The organism is Aminobacter sp. SR38 (genome assembly GCF_014843375.1).
In the GTDB taxonomy this organism is placed as follows: Bacteria; Pseudomonadota; Alphaproteobacteria; order Rhizobiales; family Rhizobiaceae; genus Aminobacter; species Aminobacter ciceronei.
On sequence record NZ_CP062112.1, the window covers coordinates 5,240,029 to 5,265,446 of the forward strand.

The following is a 25,418-nucleotide window of genomic DNA, read 5'->3' on the forward strand; positions in this document are numbered from 1 at the left end:
CGCTGTCTTTCGATCGGCGAGCCTCGAAGGACGCACCATCTCTACGCCAGCCATTCCGCCAACTTCGCCTTGCGGATGTCCTGCAGCAGGCGAACGAAGCCCTTGGCTTGATGTGTGGCCGTCAGCCGCCCTTTCTCGGCGGTGGCGGCGAGCGCATTGCCGACCACGCCATGCGGGTTGAGATCGCTTGATATCCACGAGAAGCCGTGTGGGCCATGTGAGCGCAGCAGGTCGAACTCGGCCTCAGTGCGCTCGAAGCTGGAGGCAAAGTCCTGGGCCTTTGCCATCTCGACCAGCTCGGGGCGGAAATGCAGCATCAGCGAAGTCTCGACATCGCCGCCATGAATGCCGAGCTGGATCTCGCGAGGAAGGTAGAGGCCGTCGGGCGTGCCGAAGCGGCCCCAGCTCGAGCGCACCGACAGGGCGTAGAAGCGCACCCGCAGTTCGCGCGAGACGATGCCCATCACCTCCTCATTGCCGCCATGCGAGGTGACGAACACGAACTTGCGGATGCCCGCGCGGGCGATCGAGGCGCCGAGTTCGGTCCAGGCGTCGACCAGCATATTGGCGGGCAGGCTGAGCGTGCCGGGTGCCTGCATATGCTCGTCGGACTTGCCGACTGCCTGGATCGGCAGGAAGCGGGCGTCGAGGTCGTCGGGCAGATGGGCGAAGGTCTCGGCCAGCATGCCTTCCATGATCGAAAGGTCGGTCGAGACGGGCAGATGCGGGCCGTGTTGCTCGATGGCCGCGACAGGGATGACGGCGATCGTCATTTCCGGATCGAGACCGGCGAAATCGGCCGCCTTGAAGTCGCCCCACCAGACGCGTCGCTGCTTTTTCGTCACTGCCCGGCCTCGCCGCATGAATTTGCCTCCGTTTGAATATGTCAGCGCGGGCGATTTTGTAAGGGGCGGCTACATGCGCACGCGTTCGGCCTTGGGATCGTACATCGGCTGCAGCGAGGCTTCGGCGGTAAAACGTTCGCCGGCGATCTCGATCTCGTAGCGCGAACCGAGCACGTCTGCCTCGGTCTCGTTAGCGCAGGGGACATAACCGAGCCCGATGGCGCCGCCGAGATAATGGCCATAATTGCCCGAGGTGATCGTGCCGACGATCTTGCCGTTGCGGACGATGGCCTCGTTGTGGAACAGCAGCGGCTCGGGGTCGGTCAGCCGGAACTGGACCAACCGGCGGGCAAGACCCGCCTCGCGCTTGCGCAGCACCGCGTCGCGGCCGATGAAGTCGCCCTTGCCGGTCTTGACCGCAAAGCCGAGTCCGGCCTCCAGAACATGATCCTCGTCGGTGATGTCATGGCCGAAATGCCGAAAAGCCTTCTCGATGCGGCAGGAATCGAGCGCGTGGAGGCCGCACAGCTTCAGCCCAAGATCGGCGCCGGCTTCCTCGATGACCTCGAATACATGCGCCGCCTGGTCGGTCGGAATATAGAGCTCCCAACCGAGTTCGCCGACATAGGTGACGCGATGGGCGCGGCCAAGGCCCATGCCGATCTCGATCTCCTGCCAGGTTCCGAACGGATTTTTGTCGTTGGAGAAATCGTTGGGGCTGACTTTTTCGATCAGCTCCCGCGAATTCGGTCCCATCAGGCAGAGCACCGATCCTGCCGGAGTTACGTCGGTGATGACGACGAATTCGTCGCGAAGATGCCTCCGCAGCCAGGCGAGGTCGCGGCGAAGCGTGGCGCCGGGCACGACGGCCAGGAAGACCGTCGGTGAAAGCCGTGTGACCGTCAGGTCGCTTTCGATGCCGCCGCGCTGGTTGAGCATCTGGGTGTAGACGATCCGGCCGGGCTCGACATCCATGTCGTTGGCGCAGAGGCGCTGCAGATAGGCCAGCGCATCACGGCCCTCGATCTTGATTTTGCCGAAGGAAGTCATGTCGAACAGGCCGACGCCGTTGCGGACTGCCAGGTGTTCGTCGCGCTGGTTGTCGAACCAGTTCTGCCGCTTCCAGGAATATCTGTATTCGCGCACCTGGCCTTCGCGCGCAAACCAGTTGGCGCGCTCCCAGCCGGCGACTTCGCCGAACACCGCTCCGCGCGCCTTCAGGTGCTCATGCAGGGGCGAGCGCCTGATGTTCCGCGATGTCGCCATCTGGCGATAGGGGAAATGGTCGGCATAAAGCAGGCCCAGCGTCTCCGAGACGCGCTCCTTGAGATAACGCCGGTTCTTCTGGAATGGCTGGGCGCGGCGGATGTCGACCTCCCAGAGGTCGAACGGCGCTTCGCCGTCATGGATCCACTGCGCCAGCGCCATGCCGGCACCGCCAGATGAGACGATGCCGATGGAATTGTAGCCGGCGGCGACCCAGTAGCCGCCCAGCTCCGGCGCCTCGCCGAGATAATAGCGGTCGTCGGGGGTGAAGCTCTCGGGCCCATTGAAGAAGGTGTGGATGCCGGCGGTTTCCAGCATCGGCATGCGGTTGACGCCCATTTCGAGGATCGGGGCGAAATGATCCATGTCCTCGGGCAACTGGTCGAAGCAGAAATCCTCGCGGATGCCGTCCATGCCCCAGGGCTTGGCCACCGGCTCGAACGCGCCGAGCATCATCTTGCCGGCGTCTTCCTTGTAGTAGGCGCATTCGTCGGGCACGCGCAGCACCGGCAGGCGGCCGAGGCCGGGAATGGCTTCGGTGACGAGGTAGAAATGCTCGCAGGCATGCAGCGGGATGCTGACACCGTTCTTGGCGCCCAGCTCGCGCGCCCACATGCCGGCGCAGTTGACGACGATGTCGGTCTCGATGGTTCCCTGTTCGCCGCCTTGCGCCCATGACACGCCGGAAACACGGCCATTCTTCGTAAGGACCTTCGTGACCTTGACGTTCTCGATGATCCTTGCATCACGCTGCCGTGCGCCCTTGGCCAAGGCCATCGCGATGTTGGCCGGGTCGCACTGGCCGTCGAGCGGCAGATGCACGGCACCGACAACGTCGGAGACATTGAGATGCGGATACATCTCCTTGACTTCTCCAGGCGAAATCTCGCGCACGTCGACATTGAAGGCGCGGGCGAGCGAAGCCTGGCGGTAGATCTCGTGCTTGCGCTCCTCGGTCAGCGCGACGGTGATCGAGCCGACCTGGCGCATGCCGGTGGCGACGCCGGTCTCTTCCTCGAGCCTGACGTAGAGGTCGGCCGAATACTTCGCCAGCCGGGTCATGTTCTGCGACGCGCGCAACTGTCCGATCAACCCCGCCGCGTGCCATGTCGTCCCTGAGGTGAGCTGCTTGCGCTCCAGAAGCACGATATCGGTCCAGCCGAGCTTCGCCAGATGATAGGCGACGGAGCAGCCGGACACACCGCCGCCAATGATGACGGCGCGGGCACGGGTGGGGATTTCGGTCATGCGGCAGACCTCTCGTAGCTGTTGGCGAAGCGCCTCAGGCGGCCGGCGGCCTCCCTCAGCACGTCGTCGGGCTGGCACAGACTGATGCGGATGTGACCTGCGGCGGCGTCGCCGAAGCTCTTGCCAGGCATGACGGCGACCTTCTCGGCTTCGAGCAGATCCCAGGCGAATTTTTCGCAGTCGGGTTCGATGGCGCTGACGTCGAGCATGACATACATGCCGCCTTCGGAGCCGCGCACGGTGACGTTGTTCAGTCCACGCATCTGGTCGACGAACAGGCTGCGGCGGCCGGCATAGGTGGCCGCGATCCATTCAACGCCGAAATCGTTTTCCAGCGCTTCGATCGCTGCGCGGCTGACGAAGTCGGTCAGGCCGTAGGTGGTGACGAGGTTGAGGTTGATGACCAGCGAGACGAGGTCGGCTGGGGCGGTGAGCCAGCCGATGCGCCAGCCGGTCATGCCGTGGCTTTTGGACATCGAGTTGATGATGAGCGTGCGTTCGGCCATGCCGGGAAGGGCCCGGGGCGACACATGTTCGCCGCCGCCGAGCGTCCAATAGACCTCGTCGGAGAGCAGCCAGAGGTCGCGTCGGATGCAAAGCTCGGCGATGTCCTCCAGGCATTTCCTGCTATAGACGGCACCGGTCGGGTTGTTCGGCGTGTTGATGAGGATCGAGCGCGTGTTGGGCTTCAGCGCCGTCTCGATCTCTTGGGCACGCGGCTGGAAGCCATCCGATGCGTGCGCCTCGACGACGGTGTAGCCGGCGCCGGCGGCGCGGAAGGTGCCGGGGTAGGTGGCGTAATAGGGCGCCACGACCACGGCGTGGTCGCCCGGATCATGCGTTGCCTGGACCGCGGCGTAGAGAGCGGCCTGGCCGCCCGGCGTGGCGATGATTTCGGAGAGTGCGGTGTCGACGCCGCTGCAGCGCGTGGAGATCCTGGCCATGGCAGCACGCAGGCGCGGCAGGCCGGGCAGTTGTGTGTAGTGGTGGTAGCCGGCGCGCACTGCGTCGACACAGGCCTCGACCGTCTCCGACGGCGTATCGAAATCGTGGTCGCCGACCGACAGCATGATGATGTCTTCGCCGGCCTGCTTGCGTGTCATGGCGGCGAAATGCACTTCCCAGCCGTCCTTGCCTGATGGGACGATGCCGGAGATGCGGGCGGATGGTTTCGGCATCTCAGGCTCCTGCATCCTGCAAGGCCGCCAGACGGGCGAGTGTCAGCCTGCTCGTGCCGTCGAGCCGGGGCGTCAGCGCGCCATAGCCAGTAACCGAAGGATGCGGGGTGCCGCCGGCATGGTTGTGGGTGGCGGTGATGACCAGCACCTGCGCGCCAGCGGCTTCCGCCGCGCGAATGCCTGCCGGCGCATCCTCGAACACCAGGCAATCTTCCGGCCTGTGGCCGAGCCGCTCAGCACCGAGCAGGAAGCAGTCGGGCGCAGGCTTGCCGTTGGCGACATCCTCGCCGGTGACCATGATCGGCGGGACAGGTAGGCCCGCGGCCTCCAGCCGGCGCAGTGCCAGCCGGCGCGGTGCCGACGTCACGATCGCCCAGCGCTCGACAGGCAGTGCATTGAGGAAGTTCGCTGCACCATGGATCGATGCGATGCCGTCGACGTCGTCGAACTCGGCCTGGGTCAGAGCCTCGACTTCCGCCATGACGTCGACGCCGGGCAGGTTCAGCCTGCGGATGGTCTCATAGGCCCGAACGCCATGGATGGTCGGCAGGAAGCTCTCGACGTCGAGGCCGTGCTTGATTGCCCATGCGCTCCAGACGCGTTCAGTCGAGGCGATCGAGCTCAGGATGGTGCCGTCCATGTCGAACATGAAGGCGCCGAAGGCGCGACCGGAATGGGGAAGGGACATTATGAGCGTAGCCTTTCGTTTTCGGGATCCCACAAGGGCTTGTCCTCTTGGACCGTGGCGCTGAAGCGCTCCCCGAAAATCTCGACTTCGATGGTAACGCCCGGCACGGCCAGATCGGTTCGCAGCATGCCCAGCGCGATCGATTTGTCTACCCTGTGGCCCCATCCTCCTGACGTGGTCTCACCGACAATTGTTCCATTGTGCCAGAGCGTCGACATGTAGGGCGCGTCGCATTCGCCCGGCGTGTCGATGACAAGCGTGACGAAACGTTTCTTTGTGCCCTGCTGCTTCTCGTTGAGCAGCGCCGTCTTGCCGCGAAAGTCGGCCTTGTCCCATTTGACGAAACGCTCGAGCCCGCCCTGCAGGATGGTGTAGTCGGTCGAAAGATCGCCTTTCCAGGCGCGGTAACCCTTTTCCAACCGCAGCGCGTCGAGCGCGAACATGCCGAAGGGTTTTAGCCCGTGCTTCTGGCCGGCGGCCCAGAGAGCGTCGAACACGGTCGCCGTGTCGGCGACCTTTGTGTGGATCTCCCAGCCGAGCTCACCGGCAAATGAAACGCGCACCAGCTTGGCCCAGCGCCCGGCGATGGTCGTCTCCTGATGCGTCAGCCAAGGGGCCGCGAGGTCCGCCTCGCAGACCTCGACCAGGATTTTCCTGGAGTTGGGGCCAGCGAGGATCTGGGCCGAATACTCCTCGGTGCGGTCTATCAGCTTGAAGGTGGCGCCGGCAGGCATGTGCGCTTTCAGCCACTCGAAATCGTGCCACTGGGCAACCGCTGCGGTTATCAGCGTCATCAGGTCGTCGGAATGGCGGACAACCGACATCTCGGTGACGATGCGGCCGTGATCGTCGGCGAAATAGCACAACCCGATGCGGCCGACCTTGGGCACGGTACCGGTGACCTGCGTCTCGAGCCACGCGGCGGCACCCGGCCCGTCGAGATTGAAGCGGCTGAATCCGGGCAGGTCGAGGATGCCGGCGGCATCGCGGACGGCGAGGCATTCCTCGCGGATGCGTTTCTCCCAGGGGCCGGAACGGGCGAAGGTCTGGGTCGATGCTTCCGAGGTGTCGTCGCCGGGCTGGGCATACCAGGTGGCGCGCTCCCAGCCATTATAGGCGTTGAACTGCGCGCCGAGGGCGGCGATCCGGTCGTGGATCGGCGAGAGCTTGCGGTTACGCGCCGCGGGCCAGGCGTGGCGGGGGAAATGGATGGCGTACTCGTGGCCGTAGACCTCCATCCCCTTGGCAACCGCATAGTCGGTCGCTGAGGCAAACGACGTGAAACGGCGTGGGTCGCAGGACCACATGTCCCATTCGGTCTCGCCCCTGGTAACCCACTCGGCCAACACCTTGCCGGCGCCACCGGCCTGGGCGATGCCGAAGGTGAAGACGCAGGCTTCGAAGGCATTTGGCACGCCGGGCATCGGGCCGATCAGCGGGTTGCCGTCGGGGGCGTAGGGGATCGGGCCGTTGATGATCTTGGACAGGCCGGCGGTGCCGAGGATCGGCACGCGGCGGACGGCGTCATCGAGATACCATTCCAGCCGCTCTAGATCGTCGGGGTAGAGCTGGAACGAAAAATCCGCAGGCATCTGGTCGTCGGGCGTTGCCCAATGGGCGCGGCAATTGCGCTCATAGGGGCCGAGATTCATGCCGTTCTTCTCCTGGCGGAGATAATAGGAGGTGTCGACGTCGCGCAGCAGCGGCAGCTTTTGGCCTGCTTCCCGTGACCATGCAGCCAGTTCGGGGATTTCGTCGAACAGGATGTACTGGTGGCTCATCACCATCATCGGCACGTCGCGGCCGAACATTTTTCCCACTTCGGCGGCGCGATAACCGGCCGCATTCACCACCTTTTCGCAGCGGATGTCGCCCTTTTCGGACGAAACGACCCATTCGTCCTTGTCGCGGCGGACCGAAATGACAGGGCAGAAGCGGATGATCTTTGCGCCCATGTCGCGCGCCCCCTTGGCCAGCGCCTGGGTCAACTGTGCCGGGTCGATGTCGCCGTCACTGGGATCGTAGAGCGCGCCCTTGAGATCATGCGTCTCGATGAAAGGGTAGCGGCGCCTGATTTCATCTGTGCCAATGACGTCGATATCCATGCCCTGGTAGCGGCCCATGCCCTTGGCGCGCTGGAACTCCTGCATGCGCTCCTTGCTGTGGGCGAGGCGGAGCGAGCCGGTGACGTGGTAGTTCATCGGGTAGTCGACCTCGGTCGCCAGCCTGCGATAAAGCTCGGTCGAATAGCGCTGCATGTTCATCAGCGACCAGGACGACGAGAAGGTGGGCACGTTGCCGGCGGCATGCCAGGTCGAGCCGGAGGTCAGCTCGTTCTTTTCGAGCAAGACGCAGTCGGTCCAGCCTGATTTGGCGAGGTGATAGAGCGACGAGACTCCGACAACGCCTCCGCCGATGATCACCACGCGGGCCGTGCTCGGCAACTCAGCCATCTTTTCCTCCCAAAAAAGCAATCAGTAGACCGGTGGCGATACGACCCAAATGACCACTGCCGGAACCGAACCGGGGTTGCGCCACCGGAATGGCTTGTTGTCGAAGCGGAAGCTGTCGCCTTCGCCCAGGCTGTGCCAGGTGCCGTCGATCTCGATGTCGAAGTCGCCCGAGGCGACATAGCCGGCCTCTTCGGTGGGGCGCGTCACAGGCTTTGCCATGCCGGCGCCGGGCGCGAAAATCGAGCGCAGCATTTCGAAGCTACCGCCGAGGTCGGGTGACAGGAGCTCCTCGACCAGCCCGGATTCGTTGCTGCCCAGCGAGCGCCGCCGTCCGGAGCGGACAACGACGCCGCGCTCGATGTCATTGGTGGCCTCATGGCCGAAGAACAGGCTGATCGGCACGCCGAACAGTTCGGCAAAGGCGCGAAGGTCGCCGATCGATGGCGTCGACAATCCGCGCTCGACCTGGCTCACCCAACCGACCGAGCGGCCCAGCTTGATCGCGATCTCGGCGAGCGTCAGCCCGCGCGACTTGCGCAGCGCGCGCAGGTCGTTGGCCAGCACATCGCCGGCGACGTTGCCTTCCTTGCGCAGCGACACGGTGGAACTCAAAATGCGGCCCTCGTGAAATTTCAAGGAAGAATTTCATGAAATGGCATTGCGGTGAAAAATTCAAGCCCATTTTCATAGTCCAGCAAGTTTCTCTTGCGAGACTCCGGGAGAGAGTGCAAAGGCTCGGTTTCGGACGGGCGGTGAGGGGCGATCCGACAATAGCCATGCCATAGGGACAGCTGATGCTGGCACCGGACCAAAAACCGCAGCACTACGACGAAACCGATATCGTTGATGAGGCCATCGTGTCGCGCCGGTCGGTGCGTGCATTCCTACCGACGCCGGTCGACGACAGTGTCATCAGGGACATCCTGGACGTTGCCGCACGTGCGCCTTCCGGCACCAACATGCAGCCGTGGAAGGTCTATGTGACCTCGGGCGAGACGTTGCGCGGCATCAGCGAGGCCATCCTGAATTCCGGCGTGCGTGCCGAAAAGGCCGTCTGGGACGAATACAAATATTACCCGGACCAGTTCTTCGAGCCCTATCTCGGCCGCCGCCGCGCCAACGGCTTCGGGCTCTACAGCACGCTCGGCATCGGCCGCCGCGACGTCGACCGCATGCGCGCCCAGCACGACCGCAATTTCGTCTTCTTCGACGCGCCGGTCGGCATGATCTTCACCATCGACCGCAGGCTCAACCAGGGCTCGTGGATCGACTACGGCATGTTCCTGCAGAACATCATGATCGCGGCGCGGGCGCGGGGGCTGCACACCTGCCCGCAGGCAGCATTTGCGCCCTATCACCGCCAGATCCGGCCGGTGCTCAGCATTCCCGAGGAAGAGGTCGTGGTCTGCGGCATGGCGCTGGGCCACGAAGACACGTCGAAGCCGGAAAGCACCTTCCGCACCGACCGCGCGCCCCTCGACGAGTGGGTGCAGTTCCTGAAATAGCCGGGAAATGCCGGCGCCGCCCAGCGCCGGCTAATACCCGTCACGCGGACAGTACACTCGACCTCAGGTCGAGATTGGTCGGCCGTGGGAGATGTTTCGGGCTCCGTGGCGTCGGGCTCACCTTTGCGTCGACGGCCTCGACCTGGAACGACTGCGCCGAAATGCGACCATATCCCTGCAGCAGCAAGCCGTAGTTGATGCTCGAGGCTTCGGCCGGAACGTCGAGCACGACGTTGCGCTCAAGCCAGCCGGTGGAGCCCCTCAGTGCGCCGTCGACCTCCCGCGTCATCATGTTGTCGAACTGGAGGACCTTGCCCTCCGATTTGTCGACGCGCATCCAGATGGATCCGGCGTCGGCGTCATCAGCCTTCAACGTTGCCGACAGCCTGATGCGACCACCGCGATAGTCGTCGGCTTGGATGCTCTGCATCAGCGCGCCATAATGGTCCTCGCGCAGCACGATGCCGCCCTGGCGGTGAAAGCGGCATTCGATGATGGCCGTTCCGGGCTGAGTTGGGTCGAGGCCGATGCGGTAGTTGATGCGCTCGGTGTTGCCGGTGATGAACCAGCCCTTGGGAAGCGGGAGCGCGTCGTCACCCGTGGCAGCGGCGATGCGGGCGGCAAGCGTGTTCCAGTCGGCAAGGCCGAACTGCCGTGATACGACTTCGAGACAATCGGTGTGGGACAATTCGACATGACGTTCGGCCATGGCCTTGCGCGGCGCCTTGGCCATCAGTTTGGCGTCGAGAAAGGAATGCATGGTTCGATCCTTGGCCCGGGCAAACTTTTGGAAAGTGCCAGTGCTCGCATTCTGGCGGATCGCCCGTGCAAAAGGTCAAACCGCGTCAATCGTCGTGCATTCACCTTCCCGGAAGGGGCGAGCGGCAGGCTGCACGGGCCACCGACAACACGACGCGATTCCGGTCCGAACTGTCAATCTTGCGGATAAGGCGATCAGGCCTGGCCGGCCTTTCGCTTGGCAAGATAGCGGCGCAGGCCGGCTTCGCCACGTGGCGTGGTCCAGCGATGGTTCCAGGCGAAGGCGGGGCGCAGCAGCGGCGACAACAGGCGCAGGATCGGGCGCTCGACGATGACCTGCCAGGTGAGCGTGACATGGGTGCCATGGCCGGAGGGCGCGAGCACTGCACGCCAGTGGCCGTCGAAATCGCCTGATGTCTTCACCGCCACGACCTTGCCGGGCTCGAGTTCCACCGCTTCGAGAATGAAGTTGAGCTCATAGGGCAGAAATCCCCGGGCACGCGCGCGGACCCTGGCACCGACCGACGGCTTGTCATGGGAAGTCAGTTTTTCCACGTCCTTGTAGACGTCGCCCCACCACAGTGGCAGCAGCGTCGCGTCAGCGAGTACGTCCCACACCTGTCGCGGGGATGCCCCGGGGATTTCCCAGATCTCATCGAAGCGGAACGCGTTGCTGGCCATGAGTGCCGATACCAATGTGCAACTGCCATTCAAGCGGCGACGATCTTAAAGCATCGGCTCTTTTTCGGCTATGGCAGGCGTTGCAGGCTTTCGAACAGGCCCGCAATCGTCTCGCGCAGCCATTGATGCGCGGCGTCGCCGTCGCGGCGCCTGTGCCAGATCTGCTGGAAGGCGAAGGACGGTATCGCAAAGGGCGGCTCGAAGGCGGCGAGGCCGCTTGCTGCCGGCACTGCCGGGTGCAGCCGGCGCGCGATGGTGAGCACCAGATCGGTTCCGGCGATAAGCCCGGGGGCGACGCCCCAATGCGGCAGCACCAATGCGATGCGCCGTTTGTGCCCGGCGGCGGCCAATGCCACGTCGATCTCGCTTTCGACGTCGGCGCGCAGCGCGACGAGCGCATGGGGCCGTTGGAGATAGGCGGCAATGTCCATTCCAGCCGCTTTGCCCAGCAACGCGGCGTCGGAAAGGCAGGCATAGTCCTCCTCGAACAGCCGCTGTCGCCGGACGGCTTTGTCGAGCGCATGGAAAACGCCGATCGCGATGTCGACCTCGCCGTCCATGACCTGTGCCGCCATGGCTTCGCGGCCGGCCTGGCTGACATGGAGATCGATGCCTGGCGCGCGCCGGCGCAAAAGCGGCAGCAGGCGCGGCAAAACGACGATGGCGCCATAGTCGGACATTGCGAGGCGGAAGCTGCGGCGTGCCGTGGCCGGATCGAAGCCGCTCGGGGCGAGCAGATCGTGCATACGTTCCAGCGCTTCAGTGAGCCGCGGCGCAATCTCCAGCGCGCGCATGGTCGGCTGAAGCGCACCGCCATGCCGGACCAGCAGCGGATCGTCGAGCAGATGGCGGAGACGGCCAAGCGCGTGGCTGACTGCCGGCTGGCTCTTGTTCAGGCGGATAGCGGCGCGCGAGACATGGCGCTCGGCCAGAAGCGCGTCGAGCACGACGAGGAGGTTGAGATCGATGCCGGCAAGATTATTCATCCCGTGCATATTGCGGCTACGAATTACGAATTTCCATCAGAATTTCGGATGCCCTAGGTCTTGGAAAACAAGGAGACATGTCATGCCGAACCTAGGTTCATCCCTGCTCGCCGCAGCGCTGGTCGCCGGCGCCGCCATCCCGTTTCAAGCCGGCGCCAACGCCATGCTCGGTCGGCTGCTCGGCCATCCGCTCTGGGCGACTATGGTCTCGCTGGCCGTCAGCGTGGCCCTGGCCGTGCCTGTCATGCTGGCGTTCAGGGTCCCGGTGCCCAGCTTTGCAACCGCCGCAGCCACCGGGCCCTGGTGGATCTGGACCGGCGGCGCCGCGGGCGTGGTCTATGTCACGGCGGCGCTGCTGCTGGCGCCGAAGATGGGGGCGGCGAGCTTCGTCGTCGCCGTCATAGGCGGGCAGATGGTGGCGTCGCTCGTCATCGACCATTTCGGGCTGATGGGGTTCGTGCAGCGCCCTGCCAGTCTCGCCAGGGTTGCCGGCCTGGGGCTGATCGTCATTGGGCTCGTCGTCACCCAGTGGGCAAATGGGGCGAAGGCAGGCTAGGCTCGACCCAGGGAGAGAGATCATGAAAAAGAACGTCGTCCTGCGCGTGGCGCGGCCCACGAACGATCTCGAGGCCACCGTCCGCTTTTATCGCGACGGGCTCGGGCTCGACGAACTCGCCCGCTTCGAGAACCATGACGGTTTCGATGGCGTGATGCTCGGCAAGGCTGGCGAAGCGCATCATTTCGAGTTCACCCATGCCCATTACCATGACGCCGGCAGGGCGCCGACGCAGGACAATCTCGTCGTGTTTTATTTGCCCGACAGCGACGACTGGCAGGCATCGATCGCGCGCATGAAGGCGCATGACTATCAGCCGGTGCCGTCCTTCAATCCCTACTGGGACAAGGCGAGGCGTGACCTTTGAGGATTGTGATGGTTACCGCGTCGTGTTGCAGAATGCGGGCTGGGCACCATGACCGCGGCCTGACTTACCTGACCTCGTAGCCGACTTCGTCCGATGCATGGCACAGCATTTTCCAGAACGAGCGGGCGAAAGAGCGGAAGACGTAGAGGTCGAAGCTGTCGGGGCCGCAGCGCTGGATCTGGGTGAACACGTCGTGGTGGGTGGTCGACATGCCCGAACCGACTGGAAATGCAGTCAGGGAGAAGTCGACGGCAAAGAGCTTGGCCAGCACCCATTCCGATTTCGGGCCGCCAATTCTGATCGCCGTGCGTCCATGTGACAGGTCGGTGATGGTGCCGATCGCTGCGGTGACCTTGCCGGCAAAGGCTGTGGCGAGTCCTTCCGAAGCGTCTGATACCAGGAACTTTCCGGGAGCGAAGCCGAAGGCGGAACAGCGCTCGGACGAAGCGCCGGCGCCCGCGCCATCGGCCAGCTTGAGGCCGGTGACCGAACCGATCGTTGCCATCAGCTTCTTTTCCTCGCCCGCCCAGGCGGCAAGCTGGACAATCGATCCGGGTGCGATCTCGGACAAGGTTACGCCGACGCCATCGACGAAATTTCCGTACGAGCCGGGCCGGAATACCGGTTCGAGCGGTGAAAGCTGCTCAACCATGCATGCGCTTCCCTTCGGGATCGAAGAAGTGGTGGCTGACGATTTCCACCGGGCCGAAGCGGTTGCGCAACGGGTCGGAGATGTGAGCGCGCTTGCCATGGCGCGCCTTGCCGCCCGAGACCAGCGCAAGTGCTATGTACTTGCCGAGCGCGGGCGAGAAGCAGGCGGCGGTGATGTGGCCGAGCGATCCGTGCGGGTTGGCGGCGTCGACCTCCTCGACGATGTGCGCGCCACCGCTGAGCGGCCGGTTGTCGAGTGCGATCAGGCCGACCAGTTCGAGCCTGCCCGAGGCGGCAAGTCCTTCGCGGTCCATCATGGCCGAGCCGATGAAGGGTTTTTTCTTGGACAGCATCCAGCCGAGATGGAGGTCGCGTGCCGAGGTGCGGCCGTCGATCTCGGCACCGGTGACGTGGCCTTTTTCGATGCGCATCGTGCCGAGGGCCTCGAGCCCGTAGGGAACCATACCGAAAGGCTTGCCCGCCTCGATCAGCGCTTCCCAGACATGGGTGCCGTGACCGGCGCCGGAATAGACCTCGAAGGCCATCTCGCCGGAAAAGGAGAGCCGGCAGATCATCACCGGCACGCCCGAAATCTCGCCATGGACGATGCCCATGAAGGGCAGGGCCCGGTTGTCGACCCTGGTGCCGGCGACGCAGGAAGCGAGGATGTCCCGCGCCTTCGGGCCGCCGATCGCCGCGCCGGCCCACTGGTCGGTGACGGAGGTCAGGTGAACCTTGAGATCCGGCCAGACGACATCGAGGAAATATTCGAGATGCTGCATGACCTTGCCGGCATTGGCCGTGGTCGTGGTCATCAGGAAGTCGTGTTCGCCAAGCCGCCAGGTGGTGCCGTCGTCGAAGACGAGGCCGTCCTCGCGCAGCATCAGGCCGTAACGCGCCTTGCCGACGGGCAAGGTCGAAAAGACGTTGGAATAGACGCGATCGAGGAACTCGGCGGCATCCGGTCCCTGGACGGCGATCTTGCCGAGCGTCGAGACGTCGACGATGCCCGCCGTTTCGCGGGTCGCTGCCGCTTCCCTGACATAGGCCTGCTCGATCGTCTCGCCGGGTCCGCCATAGATCATCGGGCGGAACCACAGGCCGGCCGAATACATCGTCGCGCCGTTTTCCAGATGCCAGTCATGCATCGGGGTCAGTCGGTCAGGCTTGAGGTCGCCGAAACGCTCGGCGGCAAGTGCGCCGACGGAGACAGGTGCGTATGGCGGGCGGAAGCGCGTCGTGCCGACCTCGAGGATCGGCTTGCCCAGGGCTTCGGCCATGATGGCGAGGCCGGGCACATTGGAGCCCTTGCCCTGGTCGGTGGCCATGCCGAGGGTGGTGTAGCGCTTGAGATGCTCGACCGAGACGAAACCTTCGAGGTGGGCGAGGCGGACATCGTCAGCCGTCACGTCGTGCTGGAGGTCGACGAAGGCCTTGCCCTTGGCCCTGATCTCGAAGACCGGTGCTGGGTTGGGGTCGAGCGGCGCGGGTTCGACGTCGGGCAGGGTGGCGGTTTCGAGCGCCGGCTGGCCTGCCGCCTTGCGGCCCGCGGAAAAGCCTTCGGAGATGACTTCGGCCGTCGAGAAGGTGCCGTTGAAGGCGCCGGCGCCGATCCAGCCCTTGCCGGTTTCCGGCGGCAGGAAGGCCTGCAGGTCGTCGCTCCAGACCGGCCGCGCCCCGGCCTGGCTGGCGAGGTGGATGGTTGGCGACCAGCCGCCCGAAACGATCAGGCAGTCGGCGCCGATGTCGCGTGCGTTGCCCTTGGAGACACCCGATGTGGCGGAGAATGGGGCCAGCTTGACCCCGGAGAGCTTTTTGCCGCCTTCGGTGCCGATCACCGCATGGCCGGTCAACAGTTCGGCGCCGGCCTCTGATGCAAGAGTGCGGCAGGCCGCGGAGACGTCCGAGCGCAGGTCGGCGATGGCGACGATCCTGGCTCCCGCCTTGGCGAGGGCCGCGGCTGCACGATAGGCGCTGTCGTTGTTGGCTAGAACGGCGATCTTCTCGCCCGCCAGCACGCCGTACTGATTGGCGTAGCGCATCGCGGCGCTGGCCATCATCACGCCCGGCCGGTCGTTGCCGGGGAACACCAGCGGCCGTTCGAAGGCACCGGTGGCGAGCACGACGTTCTTTGACCGGATGGTCCAGTGGCGATGGCGCGGCGCGCCCTTGGCGGGCGTGTCCTTGTGGTCGCTGACACGTTCGACGGCGGCCAGCGTGTTGCCGTCATAATAGCCCCAGACGGTGGTGCGCTTGAGCAGGCGGACATTGTCTTGGGTCTTGAGTTCGCCGACGACATCGGATGCCCAGGTTGCGGCGGGCTCGCCGTCGATCGTCTCGCCCGACCAGTTGGCCGAGCCGCCGAAGCATGGATCGAGCTCAGTCAGGATGACCTGAGCGCCCGACTGGGCAGCCTCGTGCGCGGCGGCAAGGCCGGCGGGCCCGGAGCCGACGACAAGCACGTCGCAGAAGGCGTTCATGCGCTCATAACGTGACGGATCGGCCGCGTGGCCGGCGCGGCCGAGGCCGGCGGCGCGGCGGATGATCTTTTCGCATAGCATCCAGAAGCGGGTGCCCTTGAGCGGGCCAATCACCGGACCCATGAAGGTCTTGTAGTAGAAGCCGGCGGAGATGAACTTGCCGCCGAGCTGGTTGATGGCACTGACGTCGTAGGCGAGCGAGGGAAAGCGGTTCTGGCTGACTGCGGTGAGGCCGTCATGGATCTCGACCATCGTGGCGGGAATGTTCGGTTCGCGGACCTCGCCGCGCAGCACCGTCACGAGAGCGTTCGGCTCATCGACGCCTGATGTCAGCACGCCGCGCGGACGGTGGTACTTGAACGAACGGCCGAACAGCGAAACCCCATTGGCAAGCAGCGCCGAGGCCAGCGTATCACCCTGGTGGCCGGTATAGCCGGTGCCGTCGAAGGTGAAGCGGATGGTCCGCAACCGGTCGATGCGGCCACCCGACGGTGTGCGGCGCGGGCTCATGCCTTGGCTCCGGATGTGCGGCGGCCGTGGGGCGGCGCGCCATGTTCGCGGGCAAAACGCACGCTCTTGATTTCATGGGTGAGCGTGTCGCGGACGACGGCGAGATGCGCGCGGCAGCCGCCGGCGTGCTGCCAGATCTCGTTGTGGATGCCGGCCGGGTTCAGGCGGTCATAGACATAGGCGCTCCACGCCTCGGCATCGGTCGAAGCGGGATCGGGACGGGTGCGGTTGCCGTCGCCCTGATAGGCGAATTCGGAGACGTCGCGCGGGCCGCAATAGGGACAGGTGATCAACATGTTCGAAACCCTAGTGCATTCGCGGCGTCGGACCCTGGCCCTTGTCGTCGATGACGGTGCCACGGCTGAAACGGTCGAGCGTGAAGGGCGCGTTGAGCGCGTGCGGCGCGTCCTTGGCGATGGTGTGGGCAAAGCAGAAGCCGGAAGCCGGCGTTGCCTTGAAGCCGCCGTAACACCAGCCGCAATTGAGATACATGCCGGGCAACGGGCCGGTGGTGATGATCGGCGAGCCATCCATCGACATGTCGCAGACCCCACCCCATGAGCGCAGCACGCGCACGGGTGCCAGCGAAGGGAACAGCGCCAGCATCTCACTCATTACTTCCTCGACGATGGGCAGGCTGCCGCGCTGGGCATAGGAATTGTAGCCGTCGAGGTCACCGCCATAGACGAGGCCGCCCTTGTCGGACTGGCCGACATAGAAGTGGCCCATGCCGAAGGTCAGCACGGTGTCGAGGAACGGCTTGAGCGATTCCGAGACGAAGGCCTGGAGGACGTGGCTCTCGATCGGCATGCGGTCGATGCCGGCAAGCTGCATCACGCGCCCGGTGCTGCCGGCCACGGCAACGGCGACCTTTTTGGCGCGGATTTCGCCGCGGCTTGTCGAGACGCCGATGACCCGGTCGCCGTCGCGCAGGAAGCCTGTGACTTCGCAATTCTCGATGATGTCGACGCCGCGGCGGTCGGCACCCCGGGCATAACCCCAGGCTACGGCATCGTGGCGGGCAGTACCCGCGCGTTCCTGCATCAGCCCGCCATAGATCGGGAAACGTGCCCGCTGCGACATGTCGAGCCCGGGGACGCGGCGGCCGATCTCGGCCGGCGTCATCAGCTCGGCGTCGACGCCGAGATGGCGCATGGCGTTGCCCTTGCGGGCGAGGTCGTCGAGCTGGCCCGGCGTGTGCGCCAGGTTGAGCACGCCGCGCTGCGAGAACATCACGTTGTAGTTGAGGTCGTGGGAAAGGTTCTCCCACATCTTCATCGAGTGTTCGTAGAAGCGCGTGTTCTGCGGCAACAGGTAGTTGGAGCGGACGGCGGTGGTGTTGCGGCCGACATTGCCGGAGCCGAGATAGCCCTTTTCCAGCACGGCAACGTTGGTGATGCCGAACTCCTTGGCGAGGTAATAGGCGGTCGACAATCCATGGCCGCCGCCGCCGATGATGACGACGTCATACGATGCCTTGGGGCTCGGCTTGCGCCATGCCGGCTTCCAGCCGCGGTTACCGCTGAGCGCGTTCTTGAGAAGCGAAAAGGCCGAATATTCCGCCATACTTCATGTCATCCTTCAGGCTGCGCGGGGACACTACAGGCAGCACTGCTGCGATCAAGCCAATATTCCGCCATTGTTTTTCGTCAGGCCGACTTTCCCATGGGCCAGCGCGCATCGGCTTGCCCGCCGAGATGCGCGTCTTTATCAATGGCCACGCCTTTTCATCGGCAAACTGACTACGAGTCGCTGACAAATCATGTTTTTTTCCGCAGTCCGGCGCATCGCTGCCACCCTGTTCATCTTCACAGCCGTGCTTGTGGCAAACGCCGCAGCGCAGGATGCCGATCTCGGCAAGGCGCCGGCCGGCGTGGTGTCCGACCAGCAGGAGGTCATCGCCAGCATCACCGCCAGGACGGATGCGCTGCAGAAGAAGATGGAGCAGAGCGCCGAGGACGATGCCGGTCTCGTCGACATCCGCCTGCAGCTCGAGCAGCTGTCGCGCGACCTGTTGCAAAGCGGCGTCGCTTTTCGTCCGCGCCTGACCGAAATCAACGCCCGGCTGGAACAGCTCGGCAAGCCGCCGGCAGATGGCCAACCGGCCGAGCCCGCTGTCGTGACCAGCGAGCGCGAGAAGCTGAACGCGGAGAAGACCGAGATCAATGCCGTGCTCGGCGTTGCCGAGAACCTGTCGATCCGCATTGACAAGCTGATCAGCCAGATCACCGAGATCCGTCGCAGCCTGTTCCAGAACCTTTTGACCAAACGCTACCAGATCAATTTCGCTCTGGGGTCGGAGGTGGCCGACGCCTTCAAGACAGAGATGAACGACCTCTACCGAACGGTATCGTCCTGGGTTCGTTTCGTTGTCAGCTTCAAGCTCAAGTCGATGCTGGCGGCAACGTTCTTCGCCCTGGGTGCGGCGGCGGTCATCATCATCGGTGGCCGGCGCATGTTCGGACGGATGTTCGAGCCCGACGGCCGGGTAGAAGAGCCGTCTTATCTCAGCAGGCTTTCGGTCGCCTTCTGGTCGACCTTCATGCAGTCGGCGGCGCTCGTCGTCTTTCTTGGCGTCACCTACTATTTGTTCGCCTATTTCGAGGTGCTGCGTGGCGACATCGGCGCCATGCTGTGGTCGCTGTTCTACGTCATCGCCATCGTGTTCTTCGTTTCGCGCCTCGGCATGGCCGTGCTGTCGCCCAGGCTGCCCAAGTGGCGGCTTATCCCGGTCGAAAGCGGTGCTGCGCGCTGGCTGATGCTCCTGATCACCGCGACCGCCCTGTTTACCGGCCTCGATTACTTCCTGAGCTCGGTCTACCAGGTGCTCGGCTCGCCGGTTGCGTTGACCGTCGGCGAGGCGCTGACCTCGACGGTGGTGATCGGCGTGCTGGTCATGCTGATCGGCCTGGTCAAGCCGTTCGTCGATGAGGACGGACGGCCGAAGCCGTGGCCGCGTCTCTTCCGCTACATCGTGCTTACCCTTGGCGGCGTCACCATCGCCGCAGCGCTGCTGGGCTATATCGGGCTTGCGCGTTTCGTGTCGCAGCAGATCGTCATCACCGGCACGATCCTGGCGACCATGTATATCGGCTTTCTGTCGTCGCAGGCGATCAACGAGGAAGACGCCTTCATCAAGACGACGGTCGGCCGGCGCATCAAGCGGATGTTCACCCTCGACGACGCGACGCTCGATCAGCTCGGCCTCGTCACCAGCATGGTGATCAATCTGCTCGTGCTGATCGTCGGTGTGCCACTGATCCTGTTTACCTGGGGCTTTCAGCCCGGCGACATGATTACCTGGCTCTACCGCATCGGCTCAGGCTTCCAGATCGGCAGTTTCACCTTCTCGCCCGCCGGCCTGCTTTCCGGCGTCATGGTATTTGCCATCGGCTATTTCGTGACACGCTGGTTCCAGGGCTGGCTCGACGGCTCGGTCATGGCGCGTGGCAAGGTCGACGCCGGCGTGCGCAATTCCATACGCCTCGCCGTCGGCTATGCCGGCGTGGCGATAGCCGGTCTGATTGCCGTGTCAGCGGCTGGCATCGATCTTTCCAACCTCGCGCTCGTTGCCGGTGCGCTTTCCCTCGGTATCGGTTTCGGCTTGCAGAATGTGGTATCGAACTTCGTTTCGGGCCTGATCCTGCTCGCCGAGCGACCGTTCAAGGTCGGCGACTGGATCGTTGCCGGTGCGGTGTCGGGCACGGTCAAGAAGATCAGCGTGCGTGCCACCGAAATCGAAACCTTCCAGCGCCAGTCGGTGATCCTGCCCAATTCCGATCTGATCAACAGCGCCGTAGGCAACTGGACCCACCGCAACAAGCTGGGCCGCGTCGACATCAAGATCGGCGTTGCCTATGATTCCGACGCCAAGCGCGCCCATGAGATCATGCTCGACATTGTGCGCGCGCATCCGATGGTGCTGAAGAACCCGGAGCCCTTCGTGCTTTTCGCCAATTTCGGCCCGGCGGCGCTGGAATTCGAAATGCGGTTCTTCCTGGCTGATCTGCTCGGCAGCAACACTGTCCAGAACGATATCCGCTTCGGCGTGCTTGAAGCATTCGAGCGCGAAAACATCGCCATCCCGTCGACGGCCCGGGCGCATGACGTCAAGCCGGCGGAAAAGTGGCCTGCCGACGACGAACAGGTCGAGGCACAGGTGGCTGAACTCGAGGAGGCGCGCAGCAAGCGCGCCGCGCAAGCCGCGGCCGGCCGCAAGCCCGGCAGGGCGAGGAAGCCGGATCCGGAGTGACGGCCGGGCGCGTCGGGCAATTATGGCATGAACAAGGCATTCAGTTGCCGTTCAGCTTCAAACTCATATAAGCTCTCATGCAAACGGCGAAAATGCCTTGCTGAGATGAACAGGGGCGGTGGAAACACCGAGTGCAAATGAAAAGGTTTCTTGTCGCTGCAGGCGCGCTGGTCCTGGCAATGTCGGGCGCTGCGCATGCTGCAAGCGCGGTAAACCTCGATGCCGAACCGCGGACCCTGATCGTCACGGAAGGTGGTTCCAAGACGGAACTTTCCCTTGCCGCCGGCGAAACGGTCGAGTTCTGCTCGAGCGGCTGCTTCGTGACCTTGCCGAATGGCGACCGCGAAGCGCTGACCGGTGATGAAACAGTAGAGATTTCGGGCGGCGCTGCCCGCATCAAGTAAAGCCTGTCAACACACAGGCTAATGATCGAAAAGGCCGGGCATCAGCCCGGCCTTTTCTGCATTCTGCTAACGTCTGCTTAAGCATGACTGGCGAAATGACTGGTGCTCGTTTAGCATTCGGCCTCGACCTTAACCATCCGGAACCTGGTCGCCCGCTATAGCGGCAAGGGGTCCGGAAGGTTCACGCCGTCCGGCAAGGGGCAGGGCAGGCAGTTTGATGGATGCGCGATCAGACAACAAGATAGTACCACTGGCGGTCGATCTCGACGGCACGCTGATCGCCAGCGATCTGTTGTGGGAAGGACTGTTTGCCCTTCTCAAGAAGAACCCGCTCGCCATCTTCATGGTGCCGTTCTGGTTGCTCAAGGGCGGCCCAGCGCGTCTCAAGCAGGCGATTGCCGAGGTGGTCGACATCGACCCGGCGACCTTGCCTTACCGGCCCGAAGTGCTGAAACGCCTGCGCGAAGAGCAGGCCAACGGGCGCCAGATCGTTCTCGCCACCGGCACGCCGCGCAAGTTCGCCGAAGCCATCGCACGCCATCTCGGCCTGTTCGACGCGGTGCTTGCCAGCGACGGCGGTGAAAACCTGACCGCTGAACGCAAGCGCAGGGCGCTGGTGGCAGCCTATGGCGATGGCGGCTTCGATTATGCCGGCAACAGCCGCCACGACGTCAAAGTGTTCGATGCCGCGCGCGAGGCGATCGTGGTTGCGCCCGACCGGGCAGCCGCACGCTGGCAGGCCAGCCACCAGTCCGAGCTGATCGAGACGCCGAAGCCCGACCTGCGCACCATCCGCAAGATGCTGCGTGTCCATCAATGGCTCAAGAACGTGCTGATCGCCGTGCCGCTGGTGCTGGCGCACAAATATTTCAATCCCGAGATGCTGGTGCCGGCGATCCTGGCATTCATCTCGTTCAGCGCTGCCGCCTCGGCTATCTACATCGTCAACGACTTCTTCGACCTAGCGCTTGATCGGGCGCACCCGACCAAGCGTGAGCGGCCTTTCGCCAGCGGCAAGTTGTCGATCCCGTTCGGACTGGCGTCCGTGGGCGTCCTTCTGGTCATCAGCCTGGCGACGGCTACCTTCACGACAATCGAGTTTGCCGGCGTTCTGCTGGTCTATCTCGTGGCCACAACCGCCTATTCGCTTTCGGTCAAGCGGATGCTGCTGCTCGACGTGCTGACCCTTGCCGGGCTCTACACCTTGCGCATCCTGGCGGGTGCCGCCGCGACCGGGGTGGACGTGTCGTTCTGGCTGCTCGCCTTCTCGATCTTCTTCTTCCTCTCGCTGGCGCTGGTGAAGCGTTATGTCGAGCTGCGTTCGTCCAGCCTCAGCGTCGGCGAGCGTATCGCCGGGCGCGGCTACCGCATCGAGGACCAGGAGATCGTCGCCCAGGCCGGCATGGCGTCGGCGTTTTCCTCGGCGCTGGTTCTGGCGCTCTACATCGACAGCAGCGCGGTGCGCGAGCTCTATGAGCATCCCTGGCTGGTCTGGCCGCTGGCGCCAATCGTGCTCTATCTCACCATGCGCATCTGGATCCTGGCGCGGCGCGATGAACTGCATGACGATCCGGTCGTCTTCATCATCCGCGACTGGCGCAGCCAGATCGTCGTTTTCGCCGGCGCGGTGCTGCTTGTGGTGGCGGGCCTGTGAGCGTGGGACTGGCCCGTTACCAGAGCTTTGGCCGCGCCAATCCGGGCGCAAGTCAGGCGATCGACATCGCCGAGGCAACGCGGCTTCTGGCTGGCGGGACGGCATGCGCCGGATCGCTGCTCGCCTATGGCAATGGCCGCAGCTATGGCGACAGCTGCCAGAACAGCGCCGGCGCCGTCGTCGACATGCGGCCCCGCAAGCGCGTCATCGCATTCAATGCCGAGACCGGCCTGATCGAAGCCGAGGCCGGCACGCTGCTGGCCGACATCATCGCCTATGCCGCCCCGCACGGGTTTTTCCCGGCTGTCGTGCCGGGGACGCAGTTCGTCACGCTCGGCGGCGCCATCGCCAACGACGTGCATGGCAAGAACCACCACCGTCGCGGCAGTTTTGGCTGCCATGTCGAACGCCTGACATTGCTCCGCTCGGACGGGCGCAGCTATGCCTGCTCGGCCGGTGAGAACGCCCGGCTGTTCTGGGCGACGATCGGCGGCTTGGGGCTGACCGGCATCATCATGTCCGCCGCGATCCGCCTGATGCGGGTACCCTCGCTCGATATCGCCGAGACGGTGAAGCCATTTGGCAGCCTGGGCGAATATTTCGATCTCGCCGAAGCCGCCGACCGCGACAACGAATATGCCGTTGCCTGGATTGACCAGCTGGCCGGCGGCAAGCATGCCGGCCGCGGATTGCTGCTTGCCGGCAACCACGCCGCCTATGGCGCGCGGACGGCCGAATGCGGCACGGCAAGACTGTCGGTGCCGTTCCAGCCGCCCTTGACCTTGCTCAACCGGCCCTTCCTGAAGCTGTTCAATGCCGCCTATGGCTGGCGGCGCGGCCGCCTCAGGGAAAGCCAGGCGAGCTACCAGAAGTTCTTCTTTCCGCTCGACGGCGTTGCCGACTGGAACCGGCTCTACGGTCCGAGCGGGCTTTACCAGCACCAGAGCGTCGTGCCTGAAGCTATGGCGCGCGAAACAATTCCGGCATTGCTGGCGGCGGCGCGACGCGCCGGGCAGGGCTCGTTCCTGACCGTGCTCAAACGTTTTGGCAGCCAGCGTTCGCCGGCTTTGCTGTCCTTCGCGCGTCCGGGCTACACGCTGACGCTCGATTTTCCGAACCATGGCCGGCGCACGCTGGAGCTGCTCGCCGAACTCGACCGGATCACCGTCGGCGCGGGTGGCGCGGTCAATCCCTACAAGGATGCGCGCATGTCGGCTGAGACATTCGCGGCTTCGTTCCCGGACTGGCAGCGGCTCGAGGCAATGCGCGATCCGGCATTCATGTCCGACTTCTGGGCCCGGACCGCCGGCCGGCTGGGCGGGCGCAATAGCGAGACCGCGCAGGCGGCCGAGTAGGCGCTTGTTAGAGAAGTGCGGAAAAAGTTCAAATTGCCGGGAAAGCTTCACAGAATATCAGGGGCTTTCCGATAGGTTGTGCGAAGGACGGACAAAGCAATGAAATATATCCTCTTCATCCTTTTCACAGTGATGACCAATGCCGCGGCCCAGCTGATGCTGAAACAGGGCATGATGTCTCTTGGTCCGCTTTCTTTTGAAGGCAGCAATCCGCTGATCAAGATACTGCAGATCGTCTTCAGCCCATGGGTTTTCGCCGGACTGCTGACTTTCGTCATCTCGATGGCATCGCACCTCTATGTGCTGTCCAAGGTCGAGCTCAGCTTCGCCTATCCCTTCCTCAGCCTGGCCTATGTGGCGGTGGCGGTGTTTGCCTACTTCGTCTTCCATGAAGACCTGAATGCCTGGCGCATCGCCGGCATCGCCTTCATCTGCGTCGGCACCGTGCTGATCGCCCAAAGCGGCCGCGACCATGGCGAAGTTGTCGCCGCGGCCTCTACCGAACCCACCAAGACAAGCGAGCTTTTGCGATGAGACACATCATTTTCGGAGGCGACGGCTTCGTCGGTCGTCATCTTGCGCCCAAACTGATCGCCGACGGCGAAGAGGTTGTCGTTGCCGACATCGTCAAGAGCGACCTTGCGCATTACCGCAACGCGCGTTTTGTCCATTGCGACGTGACCGATCCCGCCGCGATCGCAGCCGTCGGCATCAAGGCCGACGACATGGTCTACAACCTGTCGGCCAAGATGCTGTCGCCGCTGCAGGTGCGGGCCAAGCGCCACGACTTCTTCTTCCCGGTCAATTATTTCGGTACCGAGAACATCATCAAGGCGATGGACCATGCGGCAGCGCCGAGGCTGGTTCACTACACCACCGACATGATCTACGGTCATACCGTGACCCATCCGATGACCGAAGAGCATCCGGTGGCGCCGCTCGGCGAATATGGCTGGTCGAAGCAGAAGACCGAGGAACTGGCGGCCGAGTGGCGGACGCGCGGCATGAACATCTCGCTGTTCCGCCCGCGCCTGATCATCGGGCCCGGCCGTCTCGGCATTCTGGAGAAGCTGTTCAAGCTGATCGACTGGAACCTGCCGGTGCCGATGATCGGTTCGGGCAGGAACCCATACCAGTTCATCTCGGTGTTCGACTGCGCCGAGGCAGCGCGGCTTGCCTGGAAGGCCGGCGTGCCGAACGAGGCCTACAATCTCGGATCGCTCAATCCGCCGCCGGTGCGCAAGCTGCTCGGCGACCTGGTCAAGCATGCCGGTTCGAAGTCGATCCTGCTGCCGACGCCGGGCTGGGCGGTCAAGCGGACGCTCGACCTGCTCGACCTGATGAACATGCCGATCATGGATCCCGAGCAGTATCTGATCGCCGACGAGGAGTGCGTTCTCGACGTCTCCAAGGGCGAGCGCCAGCTCGGCTGGGTGCCGCAGTACCGCGACGAGGACATGCTCATCGCAGCCTACAAGGAATATCGCGCCAAAAAGGACGGCCTCGCTGCGTCCACGCAGCACGCCCCGGCTGAATAGAGGATATGAACATGACGCTTGTCACCAAGCCGGATACGGCCC

Annotated in this window: 23 protein-coding genes; 10 read left to right on the forward strand and 13 right to left on the reverse strand. The window is 64.1% G+C overall.

The window, feature by feature from the left end:
• Positions 1 to 41 precede the first annotated feature (41 nt).
• The 6 genes from IG197_RS25640 to IG197_RS25665 all read right to left on the reverse strand — a co-directional run bounded on the left by IG197_RS25640 (position 42) and on the right by IG197_RS25665 (position 8,290).
• On the reverse strand, positions 42 to 845 hold the full coding sequence (locus IG197_RS25640; protein ID WP_067960830.1) for a creatininase family protein: 804 nt from the start codon (positions 843 to 845) through the stop codon (positions 42 to 44).
• 69 nt (positions 846 to 914) lie between these two features.
• The gene (locus IG197_RS25645) at positions 915 to 3,359 is read right to left on the reverse strand and encodes an FAD-dependent oxidoreductase (protein WP_192315706.1); all 2,445 of its coding nucleotides are present in this window, start codon (positions 3,357 to 3,359) and stop codon (positions 915 to 917) included.
• The gene (locus IG197_RS25650) at positions 3,356 to 4,537 is read right to left on the reverse strand and encodes a pyridoxal phosphate-dependent aminotransferase (RefSeq protein WP_192315708.1); all 1,182 of its coding nucleotides are present in this window, start codon (positions 4,535 to 4,537) and stop codon (positions 3,356 to 3,358) included. Before IG197_RS25650 ends, IG197_RS25645 begins: the two co-directional genes overlap by 4 nt.
• A 1-nt stretch (position 4,538) precedes the next feature.
• The gene (locus tag IG197_RS25655; protein WP_371746563.1) at positions 4,539 to 5,228 is read right to left on the reverse strand and encodes an HAD-IA family hydrolase; all 690 of its coding nucleotides are present in this window, start codon (positions 5,226 to 5,228) and stop codon (positions 4,539 to 4,541) included.
• On the reverse strand, positions 5,225 to 7,678 hold the full coding sequence (locus IG197_RS25660) for an FAD-dependent oxidoreductase (RefSeq protein WP_192315709.1): 2,454 nt from the start codon (positions 7,676 to 7,678) through the stop codon (positions 5,225 to 5,227). The genes IG197_RS25655 and IG197_RS25660 overlap by 4 nt, the downstream gene beginning before the upstream one ends.
• A gap of 21 nt (positions 7,679 to 7,699) precedes the next feature.
• Positions 7,700 to 8,290 carry a helix-turn-helix domain-containing protein gene (locus IG197_RS25665; protein ID WP_246765248.1) on the reverse strand — a complete coding sequence of 197 codons (591 nt, stop codon included), beginning with the start codon at positions 8,288 to 8,290 and terminating at the stop codon, positions 7,700 to 7,702.
• Between the two features lie 182 nt (positions 8,291 to 8,472).
• Here IG197_RS25665 and IG197_RS25670 point away from each other — a divergent pair, with 182 nt between their 5' ends.
• On the forward strand, positions 8,473 to 9,183 hold the full coding sequence (locus tag IG197_RS25670) for a nitroreductase (RefSeq protein WP_067960837.1): 711 nt from the start codon (positions 8,473 to 8,475) through the stop codon (positions 9,181 to 9,183).
• A 40-nt stretch (positions 9,184 to 9,223) separates the two neighbouring features.
• Here the strand turns inward: IG197_RS25670 and IG197_RS25675 are convergent, their stop codons facing one another.
• The 3 genes from IG197_RS25675 to IG197_RS25685 form a co-directional block, all read right to left on the reverse strand.
• Positions 9,224 to 9,943, reverse strand: a complete 720-nt coding sequence (locus tag IG197_RS25675; protein WP_192315711.1) for a glyoxalase superfamily protein — start codon at positions 9,941 to 9,943, stop codon at positions 9,224 to 9,226.
• A 194-nt stretch (positions 9,944 to 10,137) separates the two neighbouring features.
• On the reverse strand, positions 10,138 to 10,623 hold the full coding sequence (locus IG197_RS25680; RefSeq protein WP_192315713.1) for an SRPBCC family protein: 486 nt from the start codon (positions 10,621 to 10,623) through the stop codon (positions 10,138 to 10,140).
• 68 nt (positions 10,624 to 10,691) lie between these two features.
• Positions 10,692 to 11,609, reverse strand: a complete 918-nt coding sequence (locus IG197_RS25685) for a LysR family transcriptional regulator (RefSeq protein ID WP_067960847.1) — start codon at positions 11,607 to 11,609, stop codon at positions 10,692 to 10,694.
• A gap of 82 nt (positions 11,610 to 11,691) precedes the next feature.
• Between IG197_RS25685 and IG197_RS25690 the strand changes: the two genes are divergently transcribed.
• From IG197_RS25690 to IG197_RS36895, 3 genes are read left to right on the forward strand one after another with little or no spacing between them, the layout of a single operon-like run.
• Entirely contained in the window at positions 11,692 to 12,165 is a 474-nt protein-coding gene (locus IG197_RS25690) for a DMT family transporter (RefSeq protein WP_192315714.1), read from the forward strand.
• A 22-nt stretch (positions 12,166 to 12,187) separates the two neighbouring features.
• Positions 12,188 to 12,532, forward strand: coding sequence for a VOC family protein (locus tag IG197_RS25695; RefSeq protein WP_246765249.1), 345 nt, complete (start codon positions 12,188 to 12,190; stop codon positions 12,530 to 12,532).
• Positions 12,498 to 12,584 carry a hypothetical protein gene (locus tag IG197_RS36895; protein ID WP_371746564.1) on the forward strand — a complete coding sequence of 29 codons (87 nt, stop codon included), beginning with the start codon at positions 12,498 to 12,500 and terminating at the stop codon, positions 12,582 to 12,584. The genes IG197_RS25695 and IG197_RS36895 overlap by 35 nt, the downstream gene beginning before the upstream one ends.
• Positions 12,585 to 12,596: 12 nt before the next feature.
• Here IG197_RS36895 and soxG read toward each other — a convergent pair whose 3' ends face one another.
• From soxG to IG197_RS25715, 4 genes are read right to left on the reverse strand one after another with little or no spacing between them, the layout of a single operon-like run.
• Positions 12,597 to 13,184 (reverse strand): sarcosine oxidase subunit gamma family protein, encoded by a 588-nt coding sequence (soxG, locus tag IG197_RS25700; protein WP_192315716.1) that lies wholly within the window; start codon positions 13,182 to 13,184, stop codon positions 12,597 to 12,599.
• A complete protein-coding gene (locus tag IG197_RS25705; protein ID WP_192315717.1) occupies positions 13,177 to 16,173 on the reverse strand; it encodes a sarcosine oxidase subunit alpha family protein in 2,997 nt (998 codons plus the stop codon). Before IG197_RS25705 ends, soxG begins: the two co-directional genes overlap by 8 nt.
• Positions 16,170 to 16,469: a sarcosine oxidase subunit delta gene (locus IG197_RS25710; RefSeq protein ID WP_182573463.1), complete on the reverse strand. Its 300-nt coding sequence runs from the start codon at positions 16,467 to 16,469 to the stop codon at positions 16,170 to 16,172. The genes IG197_RS25705 and IG197_RS25710 overlap by 4 nt, the downstream gene beginning before the upstream one ends.
• A 10-nt stretch (positions 16,470 to 16,479) precedes the next feature.
• Entirely contained in the window at positions 16,480 to 17,739 is a 1,260-nt protein-coding gene (locus IG197_RS25715; RefSeq protein ID WP_192315718.1) for a sarcosine oxidase subunit beta family protein, read from the reverse strand.
• Positions 17,740 to 17,935: 196 nt separating this feature from the next.
• Between IG197_RS25715 and IG197_RS25720 the strand changes: the two genes are divergently transcribed.
• From IG197_RS25720 to IG197_RS25745, 6 genes are all read left to right on the forward strand, one after another.
• Entirely contained in the window at positions 17,936 to 20,425 is a 2,490-nt protein-coding gene (locus tag IG197_RS25720; protein ID WP_192315719.1) for a mechanosensitive ion channel family protein, read from the forward strand.
• Positions 20,426 to 20,562: 137 nt separating this feature from the next.
• A complete protein-coding gene (locus IG197_RS25725; protein ID WP_067960870.1) occupies positions 20,563 to 20,829 on the forward strand; it encodes a hypothetical protein in 267 nt (88 codons plus the stop codon).
• Positions 20,830 to 21,046: 217 nt separating this feature from the next.
• Positions 21,047 to 22,483, forward strand: coding sequence for a UbiA family prenyltransferase (locus IG197_RS25730; RefSeq protein WP_192315720.1), 1,437 nt, complete (start codon positions 21,047 to 21,049; stop codon positions 22,481 to 22,483).
• Positions 22,484 to 22,485: 2 nt separating this feature from the next.
• A complete protein-coding gene (locus IG197_RS25735) occupies positions 22,486 to 23,838 on the forward strand; it encodes an FAD-binding oxidoreductase (protein ID WP_192319980.1) in 1,353 nt (450 codons plus the stop codon).
• A 99-nt stretch (positions 23,839 to 23,937) separates the two neighbouring features.
• Positions 23,938 to 24,372 (forward strand): EamA family transporter, encoded by a 435-nt coding sequence (locus tag IG197_RS25740; RefSeq protein ID WP_067960874.1) that lies wholly within the window; start codon positions 23,938 to 23,940, stop codon positions 24,370 to 24,372.
• Positions 24,369 to 25,376, forward strand: coding sequence for an NAD(P)-dependent oxidoreductase (locus tag IG197_RS25745; protein WP_067960875.1), 1,008 nt, complete (start codon positions 24,369 to 24,371; stop codon positions 25,374 to 25,376). The genes IG197_RS25740 and IG197_RS25745 overlap by 4 nt, the downstream gene beginning before the upstream one ends.
• Positions 25,377 to 25,418 lie beyond the last annotated feature (42 nt).

Bases quoted from the DNA above. Each gene is read 5' to 3' on its own strand.
- IG197_RS25705 (WP_192315717.1), bottom strand. From the start codon at position 16,173: ATGAGCCCGCGCCGCACACCGTCGGGTGGCCGCATCGACCGGTTGCGG.
- IG197_RS25685 (WP_067960847.1), bottom strand. From the start codon at position 11,609: ATGAATAATCTTGCCGGCATCGATCTCAACCTCCTCGTCGTGCTCGAC.
- IG197_RS25725 (WP_067960870.1), top strand. From the start codon at position 20,563: ATGAAAAGGTTTCTTGTCGCTGCAGGCGCGCTGGTCCTGGCAATGTCG.
- IG197_RS25680 (WP_192315713.1), bottom strand. From the start codon at position 10,623: ATGGCCAGCAACGCGTTCCGCTTCGATGAGATCTGGGAAATCCCCGGG.
- IG197_RS25660 (WP_192315709.1), bottom strand. From the start codon at position 7,678: ATGGCTGAGTTGCCGAGCACGGCCCGCGTGGTGATCATCGGCGGAGGC.
- IG197_RS25645 (WP_192315706.1), bottom strand. From the start codon at position 3,359: ATGACCGAAATCCCCACCCGTGCCCGCGCCGTCATCATTGGCGGCGGT.
- IG197_RS25740 (WP_067960874.1), top strand. From the start codon at position 23,938: ATGAAATATATCCTCTTCATCCTTTTCACAGTGATGACCAATGCCGCG.
- IG197_RS25690 (WP_192315714.1), top strand. From the start codon at position 11,692: ATGCCGAACCTAGGTTCATCCCTGCTCGCCGCAGCGCTGGTCGCCGGC.
- IG197_RS25650 (WP_192315708.1), bottom strand. From the start codon at position 4,537: ATGCCGAAACCATCCGCCCGCATCTCCGGCATCGTCCCATCAGGCAAG.
- soxG (WP_192315716.1), bottom strand. From the start codon at position 13,184: ATGGTTGAGCAGCTTTCACCGCTCGAACCGGTATTCCGGCCCGGCTCG.
- IG197_RS25695 (WP_246765249.1), top strand. From the start codon at position 12,188: ATGAAAAAGAACGTCGTCCTGCGCGTGGCGCGGCCCACGAACGATCTC.
- IG197_RS25730 (WP_192315720.1), top strand. From the start codon at position 21,047: ATGGATGCGCGATCAGACAACAAGATAGTACCACTGGCGGTCGATCTC.
- IG197_RS25745 (WP_067960875.1), top strand. From the start codon at position 24,369: ATGAGACACATCATTTTCGGAGGCGACGGCTTCGTCGGTCGTCATCTT.
- IG197_RS25670 (WP_067960837.1), top strand. From the start codon at position 8,473: ATGCTGGCACCGGACCAAAAACCGCAGCACTACGACGAAACCGATATC.
- IG197_RS25675 (WP_192315711.1), bottom strand. From the start codon at position 9,943: ATGCATTCCTTTCTCGACGCCAAACTGATGGCCAAGGCGCCGCGCAAG.
- IG197_RS25715 (WP_192315718.1), bottom strand. From the start codon at position 17,739: ATGGCGGAATATTCGGCCTTTTCGCTTCTCAAGAACGCGCTCAGCGGT.
- IG197_RS25710 (WP_182573463.1), bottom strand. From the start codon at position 16,469: ATGTTGATCACCTGTCCCTATTGCGGCCCGCGCGACGTCTCCGAATTC.
- IG197_RS25720 (WP_192315719.1), top strand. From the start codon at position 17,936: ATGTTTTTTTCCGCAGTCCGGCGCATCGCTGCCACCCTGTTCATCTTC.